Below are 12,941 nucleotides of genomic sequence, written 5' to 3'. Positions count from 1 at the left end.
CAAAAGCGACCGGATAATTCCGGTCGCTTTTGTTTTATGTTTATTGGTATCAGGATACAGCAACTTCTTCATTGATATGCGCTTCACTAACGATCTCCTGCTCCTGCATCGCTTTCAGCTTCAGCTGCTCTTCTTCGTATATACGATATTTATCACTGTTCATTCTGCTACCGTCATGACTATAGCCCGGTTTGTCGAAGAGATAACCCCAGCGCTCTTTCCAGCTCAGACCCGGTTGGGTAACATCTTTATACATCTGTATAAATTCATGAAACACTATTGTTACCGCATTTGGCTTCACAAGGTTCTCGGTAAGTCCGTAACGGATCGGTTCATACTCTTCTTTGGTCAGCTCTTTCTGGAAAGTACCGAACATGCGATCCCAGATAATCAGGAACATACCCATATTTCGATCCAGGTACTTGGCATTAGAGGCATGGTGCACACGGTGGTGTGAAGGTGTTACAAAAATATATTCCAGCGGGCCCAGTTTACCAATTGCTTTGGTATGTACCAAGGTACCCCAGATCTGTGTGGCCGAAAAGATAAATAAGATATCTAAAGGCTCATAACCCAGGAAAGCGATTGGCAGGAAATACACAAAGCGATACAAAGGTTCGAATACAGAAGAACGGAAACCTACAGAAATATTATAATGCTCGGCACTGTGATGGGTCACATGTGTCGCCCAGAAGAATCGTATAAAATGGTCATTGCGGTGCAACCAGTAGAACATAAAGTCCTGCAGGAGTATAAGACTAACCCAATACATCCAGCCCTTATGCTCAAACCCGAAAAAGGCATGCTGGAAACACCAGTTATAAGCCCAGAGGGCAACCAGCCGGAAAGCAGCATCGATCAGGAAACAAAGGAAAGAAAGGTAAGCGCTCTGAATGGTCTCCTTTACTGTATAGAACTTCTGCTTACGAACATTGGACAGAATTAATTCTGCCCCGATCACGATCGCATATAGCGGTATTTGTGATAATAGTAATACCTGTTCTCTTAAATTAGTTATCATAATCTCACAAGGATTAGCAGGCACTGCTGCGCTCAAAAAACGCTGCAAATTAGCTAACTTTGCGCAATTCTGCGATTTTTTGGCAGAGTTTAACGATACGCATACAAAAACACCATGTCTTTACTGAACATCAATTTCAAGCAGATGTGCATAGCTGCATTGACCTTTTTCCCTTTCACTGACACTCTTGCACAAACAGCTCCGGCACAAAATAATAAAGAAGTCTACAAAGTAGTTGACAGTATGCCCAAAGCACCCTACAATATGGGGGCATACCTGAGTAACCACGTGCAATACCCGCAGGCCGCAATCGACAGCGGTATACAAGGCAAGGTATATGTTCAGTTTATTGTAGAAACAGACAGCAGTATCTCCAATGTAAAAGCTACCCGAGGAGCAGAGCTGGGCGGAGGCTTACCTGCAGAAGCAGAAAGGTTGGTACGTGAAATGCCGAAATGGGCGCCGGGTACACAAAAGGGCGTGCCGGTAAGGGTTTACTTTACCATGCCGGTTAATTTTAAACTGGAAGCTCCTGTTGAAGATACGATCTATCGTTCCGTAACTTTTCAGCCACGAGCTCCATATGACTGGAACTCCTATCTCGCTAATAATTTGAAATACCCGGTTGAAGCAAGACAAAATGATATACAAGCCAAAATATATATCAAATTTGTAGTAGAAAAAGATGGCAGTATTACTAATGTAGCAGCCACAAAAAAAATAGCCATAAAGCCGGTTATGCCTGAAGCGCAGATACAATATGGATTGCCAGAGGAAGCGGAAAGGGTAATACGGCAAATGCCTAACTGGACTCCAGGCATGATGGAAGACAAACCGGTACGTACGTATTTCACTGTTCCTATTGTCTTCAGACTCCAATAGTAAATATTCAATTGTAATAACGAAACGTAAAATTTAATATATTTACCTTTCAAAAATATGATCATGAAAAAATTAATCCCTGCTTTACTGTGTTCTGTGCTGGCTACTGGTGCATTTGCACAGGAGGCTGCTCCTCAACAGGCAGAACCTAAAAGAGAAATATTCCGTACCGTAGAGCAAAACCCGGAACCAGCTTATGATCTCATGGCCTACATTAACGAGAAAATGCAGTACCCTGCTGAAGCGAAGAAAGCAGGTATTGAGGGTCGTATATATGTCAGCTTTGTTGTAAATAATGACGGATCGATCAGTGATGCAGAAGTGGTTAAGGGCAAAGAACTGGGCCATGGTCTGCCGGAAGAAGCGAAAAGAGTGATTATGAGTTTACCTAAATGGAAACCAGGTAAACAAAACGGCCAGGCTGTAAATGTATATTTCACAATGCCCTTAACGTTCAAACTTAAATAATATGCCTGCCCGGAAATATATACTGACCGCGGTGTTGGGCCTGTTGTCCATAACAGCAGGGCCATTTGATGTGGCAGCCCGGCAGCAAAAAACGGTGTTTAATTGTGGTGATGATATAGCCATACCTCCGGTTGACCTTAAACAATATATCAAAGAACATCTTCGATATCCGGAACAGGCTGTAAAAGAAGACATACAGGGCAAAGTATATATCTCGTTCATCGTAGACACCGCCGGTATGATGCATAGCTTCACTATTGCTAAAGGAAAGGAGCTCGGACACGGACTTCCGGAAGAAGCATTGCGCGTGGTACAGTCCATCCCAGGTAAATGGAAGGCCGCCAAGAAAGGCGACCAGCCTGCTCCCTGCTATTATACGGTGCCGGTAATCTTTATGCTGGAATAAATATTTCATTTCAAAAGTACAGAAAGAGGATGGCTGCAATACTGCAACCATCCTCTTTCTGTACACACATAAGCGCAAGCTAAATTATAGTAAACTCAATATCAGATGTGTATAAAAAAATTCCAACCTTAAGGAAAAATTAAAGGTCTTTCATAATAACATCAACCTTATTATCATGAAACGACTTTTATGCATTCTCCTCGCTGCGGGCAGTTACCTGCAGACCAATGCCCAATCCTGGCAATGGTTACAGTCTCCAACTGTAAACGGCAACAGTACTTTTAAGAAAATGGATATGGATAACAACGGTAATATATACACCGTAGGTAATCTGTACCAGGACGCTACTTTCGGTAGTACTACTATTAACAGTCCGGGCAACTATTTCAGCCTTTACTTAACGAAACAGAGTGCCAGCGGTGTATACCAGTTTGCCCAGAGAATATGGTCCGATGAAGGCATTTACACAGCAGTGGTCAAAACTGACGATCAGGCCAATGTGTATGTATTCGGTACCTGCTCCGGCTCGCAGCTGCACCTGAGCAGCACCTACAGTGTTACCTTTACACAACCTAGCAGTGGCTCTACGAACAAAATGTTCCTGGCTAAATACAGCAGTAACGGTACTTTGATCTGGGCTAAAACTGCCGAGTCTCCTCAGCTGTATGCCAACGCACGCAGTATTACCAACATCGGTGGTGATATACTTATTGGCGGTGACTATTACGGTTCATGTGCTTTCCTGGGTGAAAACTTTGCCTCAACCCAAGCCAATAAAGCATTCCTCATGCGGGTAAACCCAAGCGGTGCATCGCAATGGTTACAAATCAGCGAGAATAACGCTATGGTATTCATCACCCGCATTGTAACAGACGGCTCTTATGTTTATGCTACCGGAAAGTTCCAGAACGTGATTAAATTCGGAGTACATAATGTGACTAATCCTGGTTTTACTCCAGGTGGAGAACGTATTTTCCTGTTTAAATTTGATGCGTCAAACGGTACGCCTCAATGGGGTAAAGAAGAAGGTGGCCCGGCAAACTATGTCACTACAGGCGAAGAAGGCAATAATGCCAATGCACTGGCTTGTGATGCCAATGGTAACGTATTTGTCGGCGGCTCTTATCAGGATGCTGCAGGCAGTGCGCAGAATATGCTGCAGAAACCTTTTGTATCTAAATACAATGCCTCTAACGGCACTAAACTATGGACTGTTAATTTCTCCAGCGCGGTAGAAAATGCAATCAACAGCATGGCTATAGATTCAAATAATAACCTGATCTGTGCGGGAGAATACCTGGGCAGTTTCAATGCGGGTTCCATCAGCTTACCATCAGACATCGCCCGTAAGGGAATGATTCTGCGTATGAATAGCAGCGACGGTTCTGTAACTTCTGCTACCTCATTGGGCAATACAGGCTTTAGCGCAAACGCGCAAGACCTTCTGCTGGCGCCGAACAAAAGCTTCTACCTGATCGGTGGTGTGTACAAAACCAACCTGAATATCGGTACTCTTGCAGTTACCTCACCAGGTATGGCTACTCCGTTCAGTGCAAAATATAACCTGGGTAATTCAGTATCAACACGCGACCTGAATAATGCTATTCAATACAGCTTATACCCTAATCCATGCAGCAACCTGTTACAGGTTTCCCGTTCGGATAATGATGCAGCAACAATTACCATTACTGACCTGAGCGGCAAAGTGGTATATACACAACCAAGCTATACCAACCAGACCGGTATTGAGGTAAGTAACCTTGCTGCCGGACAGTACTTCCTGAAAATCGTTACTGCAAAAGGTACCGGTATAAAGGCATTCTCTAAACAATAAAGACGCTTCATACTTCAAATTAAGGGGGTTCCGGCTTTGGTGTCCGGGCCCCTTTTTCATGAGCGGCTATATCCTAAAAATACGCTATACAAATTGTATGATTAATAGTACCTTTGCCCTCTCAAAACACATTTATGTTTGCATTAAATAATCAGACGCATTTTTATAAAGGAAAAGTAAGAGACGTATATACTATAGCAGATCAATACCTGGCTATGGTAGTGAGTGATCGTATTTCTGCATTTGACGTAGTACTGCCCCGCCCTATCCCATTCAAAGGACAGGTGCTGAACCAGATTGCTGCAGCCAATCTTGACGCAACAAAAGATATCGTACCAAACTGGGTTATTGACAGCCGTTCTTTACCAAATGTAACCATCGGTAAAAAATGTACCCCGTTTGCCGTAGAAATGGTTATCCGTGGCAACCTGGCTGGTCATGCCTGGAGAACGTATAAAAGCGGTGACCGCACTTTATGTGGTGTTACCCTTCCTGAAGGATTAAAAGAAAATGATTTCTTTCCTGCGCCAATCATTACCCCATCTACAAAGGCACATGAAGGTCATGATGAAGATATTTCAAGAGCAGAAATCATCAGCAGAGGTATCGTTTCTGAAGCAGATTATGCAGAACTGGAACGCATTACCAAAGCTCTTTTTGAAAGAGGCCGTGAACTGGCAAAAGAACAGGGCCTGATCCTGGTAGATACCAAATATGAGTTCGGTAAGATCGGTGATACCATTTACCTGATTGATGAGATCCATACACCGGATTCTTCCCGTTATTTCTATGCCGACACTTACGATGCTTTACAAAATGAGGGACAACCACAACGCCAGCTGTCCAAAGAATTTGTAAGAGAATGGCTGATGGAAAACGGATTCCAGGGTAAAGACGGACAACAGGTACCGGAAATGACTGATGATAAAGTGCAGGAAATCTCTGACCGCTATATCGAGTTATATGAAAAGCTGACGGGCAATGCATTCGAGAAGCAAATACTGACTGAAGCAGAAACCGTTGCGAAAATCAATGAAATTATCAGTACTTTACCTGCATAGGTAAATCCTAACATACTAAAAAAGGCTGCCTTATGGCAGCCTTTTTTAGTATGTTAGGATTTTGGTATTATGTCATCAGGATCACAGTCGGCCCTCTTTTTACACTCCTCTATTTCGGCCTTTAACTCCTCCGTATTCTTACTGGCTAATGCGCTGAGATCCGCATTGGTATTCTTCAGATGCTCTTCAGGCATCTCTGTTTTATTCAGCGCTTCTATAGGTGCATTTTCCATCTGTACCTCAATGATCTTGGTCGTTACGGCATACTGGTTAGGGTAAATATTATTACCATAATACACTGCCCAGGCTTTGGTAAATTCTGCTCCGAAATAAAGAATCAGAGAAGAATAGTATACCCAGGCCATCAGGATAATGATCGCTGCTGCAGGTCCGTAAGTACTACTGTAGTTACTTTTGCTGATATAGAAAGAAATCAGGAAGCGACCAATCAGGAACAGCACGGCTGTTGCAACTGCACCGGACATTACATCTCTCAGCTTAATACGCGCATCGGGCAATACTTTAAAAATGACCGCAAATAATACGGTAATAATTATGAAGGTCAATAGCACATTCAGGATATAGAAGAATACGACGCCCACATCAGGATAAATGTTCATCAGCCGGTCGCTTAAAGCATCAACCAGTGTATTCACACCCAAGGATACGATCATCAGGAAACCGATACTAATGATTAAGGAGAAAGAAAGCAGCCGGTTCAGGATAACTTTGATCCAGCCCTTTTTAGGCTTGGGTTTAATGCCCCAGATGATGTTAATAGAATCCTGGATTTCGGCAAATACAGTCGTTGCACCAAACAATAAAGTTGCACCGCCGATTACCGCAGCCAGCGTAGACTTTCCGGAAAGCGATGCACTGCTCACAACACTCTGTACCTGGCTGGCCGCATCGTTGCCCATATAGTTTTGCAGGTAGCCAAAGAGATGCCCTTCTACTGCATCATTGCCCAATACAAAAGTTAAAATGGCCAGAAGTACTACAAAAAAGGGAGCCAGGGAAAACATGGTGGCATAGGCCAGAGAACCACTCAGCTTGGTCACTTTATCATCACCAAAACCGGAAAAGGCATTTTTCAATACGGTCCATATCCCTTTAAACGTTATTATCTTTCGGTTATATTCCATAAAATCTGGTGTTTGTTCTATAGCTAAAATAATGATTTTGAATCTTTTACAGTCAACACAAACGTTAAATTCAACAAGCCAATACATTTTTTTATTCTTACGCAGAATCAATTAACTTTGCTACCCATAAAAAACAGAACGATGATTAACCTGACTTTTCCCGATGGTGTAGTGCGCAGTTATGAAAGCGGCATATCGGGCCTGGACGTAGCCAAGACAATTAGTGAAGGGCTGATGCGTAAAGTATTAGCCGTAGAACTTGATGGTAAAACAATAGATGCTTTTGGACCGATTACGACGGATGGTGCAATCAAATTCCTGACCTGGGACGATGCAGGTGGTAAATCTACATTCTGGCACTCTTCTGCTCACTTGCTGGCAGAGGCATTACAATCTTTCTACCCGGATACAAAATTCGCTATCGGCCCGCCGATCGAAAGAGGTTTCTATTACGATATCGATCTGGGCGATCAGAAAATCTCTGATGAAGACCTGCAAAAGATCGAAAAGAAAATGAAAGAGCTGGCTGGTGAGAAAAACCGTTACAGCCGTAAAGAAGTTTCAAAAGCAGATGCGATTACTTACTTCACCGAGAAGCAGGATCCATATAAACTGGAACTGATCGACGGTCTGGAAGATGGCAGCATCACTTTCTATACACAAGGTAGCTTTACCGATCTGTGTCGCGGACCACACATCCCTAACACCGGATTCATTAAAGCGGTAAAACTGACTAATATCGCAGGTGCATACTGGCGCGGCGATGAGAAAAATAAAATGCTGACCCGTATTTACGGTGTTACCTTCCCTTCCAATAAAGAACTGGAAGAATATACTATCCTTATGGAAGAAGCGCGTAAGCGTGACCACCGTAAGCTGGGTAAAGAACTGGAATTATTTGCCTTCAGTGAAAAAGTAGGTGCCGGTTTACCATTATGGTTACCTAAAGGTGCTATGCTACGTGAGCGCTTACAGCAGTTCCTGCAGAAAGCACAGATCGAAAGCGGTTACCTGCCGGTTATCACCCCGCATATCGGGAACATTAACCTGTACAAGACTTCCGGTCACTATGAAAAATACGGAGCAGATAGTTTTCAGTCTATTAAAACCCCACACGAAGGTGAGGAGTTTTTACTGAAACCAATGAACTGTCCGCACCACTGTGAAATCTACAAAACATCACCTAAGTCTTACAAAGACCTTCCGGTACGTTTTGCAGAATTCGGTACGGTATACCGTTACGAGCAGGCTGGTGAGTTACATGGCCTGACCCGTGTACGTGGCTTTACTCAGGATGATGCGCATTTATTCTGCCGTCCGGACCAGGTAAAGGATGAGTTCAAAAAAGTAATTGATCTTGTATTATATGTATTCAATTCACTGGGCTTCTCTGACTATACCGCACAGGTATCTCTGAGAGATAAGGTGAACAGAGCTAAATATATTGGTGAAGAAGCGAACTGGGATATTGCTGAAAACGCTATCCGTGAAGCTGCAGCAGAAAAAGGTCTGAACACTATTGAAGAGTACGGTGAAGCCGCATTCTATGGTCCTAAACTGGACTTTATGGTGAAAGATGCAATCGGCCGCAGCTGGCAGTTAGGTACCATCCAGGTAGACTACAACCTGCCTGAGCGTTTTGAACTGGAATATGTAGACAGTGACAACAGCCGTAAGCGTCCGGTTATGATCCACCGTGCACCATTTGGTAGTATGGAGCGTTTCGTAGCAGTATTGCTGGAGCACTGTGGCGGTAAACTGCCATTATGGTTAGTACCGACTCAAGTAAAAATCCTGCCGATCTCTGATAAATTCATGGAGTATGCAGAGCAGATCAAAAAGGACCTGCAGAAGAAAGACATCCGTGTGGAGATCGACGACCGCCAGGAGAAAATCGGCCGTAAGATCCGCGATACGGAACTGGATAAAATCCCGTACATGCTGATCGTTGGTGAGAAAGAAATGGAAAGCCAGACCATTGGCGTACGTAAGCAATCTGTAGGCGATCTGGGTAGCCAGTCCGTTGAAGAGTTTGCTACACTGATCCAGAAAGAAGTAGAAGAAAAGATCGGATAAACAAAGAATAATCAAAAATAAAGCGTCTTCCTTATGGAAGGCGCTTTATTTTTTTAAAATATATAGTCCGTCAATATTATATCACCAACAAGTGCGTTATAAATATACATCAAACCCATAAATATGAATCGCATCTCTAAATGCTTAACCCTCTTAGGTGCTACACTGGTTGCTGCACCTGCACTTTTTGCTCAAACCGCCACCTGGAACGGCTCACAGAACAACAACTGGAATAATGCCGCTAACTGGACCTGGTCTAACGGAGCCAATGCGGTTCCTGATGCTACGACTGATGTTATTATTGATTCAGGTGTAGTTAATATCCCGAGTATTGCCGGACAAGATTCCGTTCATTGTAAAAACATGTTACTGATCGGCGAGCTTAACCTGGAAGGCAATGGTATATTGAACATCCACGGAACCTCCTTAAACAGGCCTGCAGGCAGTGAATATGGCTATATCAGCTCGGTGGAATCAGCCAGCGGACAGTATGCCCTGTCTACAAAAGTTAATTTCACCAGCGCTCAGGCCGTTACAATAAATAACATATACTTAGAAGCCGGCAAAATTAATATTGATTGTGACAACCTGGATCTGAAACAATCGAATCTTAGTATCTATACAGAAATCCTGTTTTCAAAGCCCCCGGTGCCTTTTGGCAGTCCGGCTAAAGGTAATCTTATCATCGATACCAACAGCCTCCTGATCGTGTGTCCTCAGGTAACATACACGATGCTCAACTCGTCGAACGGTCCGTTTACACAACCACATATTATTACCTCCCGAAATATCGAGGCAGGAATTGACCCGTACGGCACCATTCTCATTTACGATGTTGTTAATGACAATGGCCTGCAAGGTACAGTACAAATACCGCTAAGTCCAAGTGACAAATCGTTCAATTCCATAGCGCTGCAGTACTTTGAGGGAGATTATCCCTGGATCATTTCCAGTAGCAGAGGCCTGCCCGAAACCTGTACCAATAATACCTTTGATAATAACGAGGCAGTACAGAATGTATATGATGTCTTTGCACTGGCCGATACCCTGGCTACCACTCTTACCGCACCGGCGCAGATCATGCTGGCCTTCAACAGAAGACCTATAGCGGAAGATGTATTATCAGGGTTTAATCCCAATCAAAGTGGTATAAAAATGTATTCCGTGAACAATCAGGGTTGCTATGATCAGCTTTCGGCAAGCTCATCTGACACAATTCTGTTTCCTGAGTACACACAGGTCTTTTCAGGCCAGATAACCAAGGTGGGTAAATTTATCTTAGCACCTGCAGACCCATCCTCTCTACGGAATCTCAGCGAAATAGAAGGGTTGAATACTTACCCTAACCCGGTACAGCAGTCTCTGTCTTTATCTCTTTCTGCAAGCCATGATCCACTGAAAGCCAAGTTGCTTAATGTATTGGGACAAATAGTATGGAGTGCTGATTTCAAAGCTAATGCCCTACAGCAAGGATATACCATCAATACTGAATCATTACCGGCAGGAACCTATATCCTGCAATTACAATCCGACACACAGTACACCAGGAGAAAAGTGATCAAGAAATAAATATAAAAGGCCTCTGGAATCCCCGGAGGCCTTTTATATTATCATTCAGCCGGCTTAAGCACAGCCGTACACAACCATACCCTCGCGCCCAGCTCTTCCTTTATTTTCTGTAGTGCATATTGCTGATGCAATTCCTTTTCCATTTCCGGATCTTCTGTAAGTACATAATCTCCGGGTGCAATCTTTTTATCACGGCTATCCCAGACCTTATATCCCTTTCTTTCTGCCATACGCATATAAAGAATCATCTGCGGATAGCACTTCTCATCATGCAGTACGATCTGCTTTAGCGTATCCTGTTGCAGGAACCGATCCCGGACATAATTACTGGTGTTATAAATATTCAGAAAAGTGGCATCTTCTTTTCTCCAGCCATTATCGACCAGTATCGTCACATAAGTAATCAGGAAAAGTAATGCAACAAGCACAAAACCCGCTTTACGGAAGACAGGCTTTATGACCGGATGATATAACGCCTGTATTAATTTCAGAATACCATAAGCACATAATACTGCAAGAAAAGGATATGCCGGTGCTATGTACCAGAACAGTTTGGTCTTGGCTACAGAGGCTACTATAAAAAATCCTAATCCCATTAAAGCACTGTATTGCAGTACCCTGGATTCGGCAGTGGCAGGCATCTTACGCGTAAACCACAAGCCTATGGGTACAAATACAAACCAGGGCACAAACATGCGCTCCACAACATGTTTTAGGTAATAGTACCAGGGCTGTCCATTATCCTCATTCGCTACCAGGTATCGTCCGCCCCACTCGTTCTCATTAACCGCTTTGATGTATCCGGGATTATAATGCTCCCGTATGAGGTAAAATGGTACAGCAATCAACAGAAACAGGATAATACCAATATAAAAATGCTTGCTCTTCAACAGTGCCGGCAATTGTTTCCTGAATACAATATATAAGAGCATACAGGGACCAAACATAAGTCCCGCTGCACTCTTGGTCAGTACCGCCAGACCCATACTGATAAAGGTAATATACAGATTCCGGGCTGAATTATGCTCACAGTACTTCCATAAACTGATTCCGGCAATGGTGGTCCAGAGCACCAGTAAGGCATCATAATCTGCTGTACGGGCCACATGCATACCAGCATAACCTCTTGTGGTCACCAGTATCAGCACCGTAAGCGCAGCCCATAAAAACGATTTACCCTGCCGTTCCACAAATCGGAATATCAATATGCAGGTGAGCATCGACGCAACTGCTGAAGGAAGCCTTAGGGCCCATTCTGTCAGACCAAAAGTCTGCAGGCTCAATACCTGTATCCATATAAGTAATGGTGGTTTGGTATTCCACATATCCGGTACTCCGAAACAGTACGTGACCCAGAAGTTGCGGTTCGCGTACATCTCCAGGGCATTGGCCACCAGCCTGCCTTCGTCCCACTTACGGATTGTCACAGCATCCAGGCAGGCAAATAAGGGAATACCTACAACAATAGCCAGTAATAATACAAGCCAGCGATATAATTTACCTTGTGGCTGAAAGTGTCCAAATCCGGGATTCATAGACTAAGGATTTCGATAGGTGATCATAAAAAAGACACTGTATCAATGATACAGTGTCTTTTGATGTAAAGGATAATTAGTTTAATAAAAGATCTGCAATAGTAAATATGGCAAAAACCATGCTGATAATACCATTTGTAGTACCAAATGCAAGGTTAACTTTACTCAGATCATTGGGCTTAACCAGGGTATGCTGGTATACCAGCAGAGACAGTACAATTGCTGCTCCGATCCAGTAGATCCAGTGAAATGCTGCATAGAAACCTACACCGATAATCAGTGCTGCGGAGATCACATGCAATACATTAGATACCATCAGGGCATTCTTTTTACCCAGCGCTGCCGGAATAGAGTTCAGCTGATGATCACGGTCAAACTCTTCGTCCTGCAGGGCATAGATAATATCAAACCCGGATACCCAGGTGAGTACAATAAAGGAGAAAAATAAAGGTACGGGGTCAAACTTGCCGGTAATTGTCAGATAAGCGCCGATAGGTGCCAAAGCCAGTCCTACCCCCAGCACAATATGGCACAATGCCGTAAAACGCTTGGTATAGCTATAGAATAATACTACAAAGATGGCAATCGGAGACAAGTAAAAACACAGCGGATTGATGAAATAGGTAGCCGTTACAAACAGCAGTGCATTAATGATGGTAAAAGTAAGTGCACTCTTCGGGCTAATCACACCTGCTGGCACTTCACGCATAGCCGTTCTCGGATTTTTTGCATCAAACCTGCGGTCAAGGTAACGGTTAAAAGCCATTGCGGCATTACGTGCTGTAACCATACAGGCCAGCATCAGCAGCAATGTTCTCCAGTCAAATGTATACTGCCCGCTATATAAAACTGCCAGTGCGAATCCGATAAGTGCAAACGGTAAAGCAAAGATGGTATGACTGAACTTTACCAGGGAAAGGTACTTCTTCAAAATGGGTATTTCT

11 protein-coding genes are annotated in these 12,941 nt (G+C 43.6%); 7 read left to right on the top strand and 4 right to left on the bottom strand.

What is annotated here, in order from left to right; translation table 11 throughout:
• Positions 1 to 49 precede the first annotated feature (49 nt).
• Entirely contained in the window at positions 50 to 1,021 is a 972-nt protein-coding gene (locus FTD44_RS10015) for a sterol desaturase family protein (protein ID WP_246625400.1), read from the bottom strand.
• A gap of 114 nt (positions 1,022 to 1,135) precedes the next feature.
• Here FTD44_RS10015 and FTD44_RS10010 point away from each other — a divergent pair, with 114 nt between their 5' ends.
• From FTD44_RS10010 to FTD44_RS09990, 5 genes are all read left to right on the top strand, one after another.
• Positions 1,136 to 1,903 carry an energy transducer TonB gene (locus FTD44_RS10010; protein WP_222166315.1) on the top strand — a complete coding sequence of 256 codons (768 nt, stop codon included), beginning with the start codon at positions 1,136 to 1,138 and terminating at the stop codon, positions 1,901 to 1,903.
• A 63-nt stretch (positions 1,904 to 1,966) separates the two neighbouring features.
• Complete coding sequence (locus FTD44_RS10005) at positions 1,967 to 2,371, top strand: energy transducer TonB (protein WP_222166314.1); 405 nt, start codon at positions 1,967 to 1,969, stop codon at positions 2,369 to 2,371.
• Between the two features lies 1 nt (position 2,372).
• Positions 2,373 to 2,777 (top strand): energy transducer TonB, encoded by a 405-nt coding sequence (locus tag FTD44_RS10000; protein ID WP_222166313.1) that lies wholly within the window; start codon positions 2,373 to 2,375, stop codon positions 2,775 to 2,777.
• Positions 2,778 to 2,952: 175 nt separating this feature from the next.
• The gene (locus FTD44_RS09995; protein ID WP_222166312.1) at positions 2,953 to 4,611 is read left to right on the top strand and encodes a T9SS type A sorting domain-containing protein; all 1,659 of its coding nucleotides are present in this window, start codon (positions 2,953 to 2,955) and stop codon (positions 4,609 to 4,611) included.
• A 134-nt stretch (positions 4,612 to 4,745) separates the two neighbouring features.
• Complete coding sequence (locus FTD44_RS09990; protein WP_222166311.1) at positions 4,746 to 5,672, top strand: phosphoribosylaminoimidazolesuccinocarboxamide synthase; 927 nt, start codon at positions 4,746 to 4,748, stop codon at positions 5,670 to 5,672.
• A 53-nt stretch (positions 5,673 to 5,725) separates the two neighbouring features.
• On the opposite strand, the gene FTD44_RS09985 is transcribed toward FTD44_RS09990, so the two are convergent.
• Positions 5,726 to 6,817, bottom strand: a complete 1,092-nt coding sequence (locus tag FTD44_RS09985) for a YihY/virulence factor BrkB family protein (protein WP_222166310.1) — start codon at positions 6,815 to 6,817, stop codon at positions 5,726 to 5,728.
• 141 nt (positions 6,818 to 6,958) lie between these two features.
• Between FTD44_RS09985 and thrS the strand changes: the two genes are divergently transcribed.
• Together thrS and FTD44_RS09975 are read left to right on the top strand one after the other, a co-directional pair.
• Positions 6,959 to 8,893 (top strand): threonine--tRNA ligase, encoded by a 1,935-nt coding sequence (gene thrS, locus FTD44_RS09980; RefSeq protein ID WP_222166309.1) that lies wholly within the window; start codon positions 6,959 to 6,961, stop codon positions 8,891 to 8,893.
• Between the two features lie 123 nt (positions 8,894 to 9,016).
• Positions 9,017 to 10,462, top strand: a complete 1,446-nt coding sequence (locus tag FTD44_RS09975; protein ID WP_222166308.1) for a T9SS type A sorting domain-containing protein — start codon at positions 9,017 to 9,019, stop codon at positions 10,460 to 10,462.
• 41 nt (positions 10,463 to 10,503) lie between these two features.
• Here FTD44_RS09975 and FTD44_RS09970 read toward each other — a convergent pair whose 3' ends face one another.
• Together FTD44_RS09970 and FTD44_RS09965 are read right to left on the bottom strand one after the other, a co-directional pair.
• Positions 10,504 to 11,997 (bottom strand): ArnT family glycosyltransferase, encoded by a 1,494-nt coding sequence (locus tag FTD44_RS09970; protein ID WP_222166307.1) that lies wholly within the window; start codon positions 11,995 to 11,997, stop codon positions 10,504 to 10,506.
• Between the two features lie 76 nt (positions 11,998 to 12,073).
• Positions 12,074 to 12,937, bottom strand: a complete 864-nt coding sequence (locus FTD44_RS09965; protein ID WP_222166673.1) for a UbiA-like polyprenyltransferase — start codon at positions 12,935 to 12,937, stop codon at positions 12,074 to 12,076.
• Positions 12,938 to 12,941 lie beyond the last annotated feature (4 nt).

The organism is Edaphocola aurantiacus (assembly GCF_019797745.1).
Taxonomy (GTDB): Bacteria; Bacteroidota; Bacteroidia; order Chitinophagales; family Chitinophagaceae; genus Edaphocola; species Edaphocola aurantiacus.
Note: the sequence above shows the minus strand (reverse complement) of the source record. Positions and strands in the feature narration are given on the sequence as shown.

Bases quoted from the DNA above. Each gene is read 5' to 3' on its own strand.
- FTD44_RS10015 (WP_246625400.1), bottom strand. From the start codon at position 1,021: ATGATAACTAATTTAAGAGAACAGGTATTACTATTATCACAAATACCG.
- FTD44_RS09990 (WP_222166311.1), top strand. From the start codon at position 4,746: ATGTTTGCATTAAATAATCAGACGCATTTTTATAAAGGAAAAGTAAGA.
- FTD44_RS09975 (WP_222166308.1), top strand. From the start codon at position 9,017: ATGAATCGCATCTCTAAATGCTTAACCCTCTTAGGTGCTACACTGGTT.
- FTD44_RS10005 (WP_222166314.1), top strand. From the start codon at position 1,967: ATGAAAAAATTAATCCCTGCTTTACTGTGTTCTGTGCTGGCTACTGGT.
- FTD44_RS10010 (WP_222166315.1), top strand. From the start codon at position 1,136: ATGTCTTTACTGAACATCAATTTCAAGCAGATGTGCATAGCTGCATTG.
- FTD44_RS09985 (WP_222166310.1), bottom strand. From the start codon at position 6,817: ATGGAATATAACCGAAAGATAATAACGTTTAAAGGGATATGGACCGTA.
- FTD44_RS09970 (WP_222166307.1), bottom strand. From the start codon at position 11,997: ATGAATCCCGGATTTGGACACTTTCAGCCACAAGGTAAATTATATCGC.
- thrS (WP_222166309.1), top strand. From the start codon at position 6,959: ATGATTAACCTGACTTTTCCCGATGGTGTAGTGCGCAGTTATGAAAGC.
- FTD44_RS10000 (WP_222166313.1), top strand. From the start codon at position 2,373: ATGCCTGCCCGGAAATATATACTGACCGCGGTGTTGGGCCTGTTGTCC.
- FTD44_RS09995 (WP_222166312.1), top strand. From the start codon at position 2,953: ATGAAACGACTTTTATGCATTCTCCTCGCTGCGGGCAGTTACCTGCAG.